We start from the raw sequence: 973 nt of genomic DNA on the forward strand, positions 1-973 counted from the left end.
AGATTGCCGCGCGAGACTTCGACCTCGTCTTCCAGGACGATGGTGACCGCCTGCCCTTCCACTGCCCGTTCGAGATCGCCGCCCTGCGCGACAATGCGCTTGACGCGCGATTGCTTGCCGGATTTCGCGACAACGACTACGTCGCCCTCCGCGACGGAACCCGAAGCGACTGTTCCCGCGAAGCCGCGGAAATCAAGATTCGGCCGGTTCACATACTGGACAGGAAACCGGAAAGGCTGTTCGCGCGCTTCGTCAACCGCCACCGTTTCGAGATGGTCGATAAGGGTCGGGCCGGCATACCAGCAGGTTTGGGCCGAGCGGCGGGAAACATTGTCGCCGAAGCGCGCCGACATCGGGATCGGCACGATCGACGAGAAGCCTAGATCCCTGGCGAACTCCGTATAGTCGGCGACAATCCTGGCAAATACGTCGCGGTCGAAGCCGACCAGATCGATCTTGTTGACCGCAAGCACTACGTGGCGAATGCCGAGCAGCGAGGCGATGATCGAATGGCGGCGCGTCTGGCGCAGCACGCCCTGCCTGGCGTCGACCAGCACGATGGCCAGGTCGGCGGTCGAGGCGCCCGTCGCCATGTTGCGGGTATATTGTTCGTGTCCAGGCGTGTCGGCAACGATGAACTTTCGCTTGGGCGTGGCGAAGAACCGATAGGCAACGTCGATCGTAATGCCCTGCTCGCGCTCGGCTTCCAGCCCGTCCACCAGCAAAGCGAAATCGATGTCGTCGCCGGTCGTGCCGTGCTTCTTCGAATCGCGCTCTAGCGTGGCGAGTTGGTCCTCGAAAATCTGCTTGGTGTCGGACAGCAGGCGGCCGATCAGCGTCGACTTGCCGTCGTCGACCGAACCGCACGTCAGGAAGCGCAGCAGCGACTTCTGCTCCTGATCGGCGATGAATTCGCGAACCGTGTCGGTCGCGACGAGATTTTCTGCCGTTACATGGCGCATTCTCAGAAATA

Annotated in this window: 1 protein-coding gene; it reads right to left on the reverse strand. The window is 61.8% G+C overall.

What is annotated here, in order from left to right; translation table 11 throughout:
- Nucleotides 1-962: sulfate adenylyltransferase subunit 1 (locus tag MAXJ12_RS34165; protein ID WP_040589799.1), on the reverse strand; the 962-nt coding region annotated here is incomplete at its 3' end.
- Nucleotides 963-973 lie beyond the last annotated feature (11 nt).

The sequence above is a fragment of the Mesorhizobium alhagi CCNWXJ12-2 genome (genome assembly GCF_000236565.1).
Lineage (GTDB): Bacteria > Pseudomonadota > Alphaproteobacteria > Rhizobiales > Rhizobiaceae > Allomesorhizobium > Allomesorhizobium alhagi.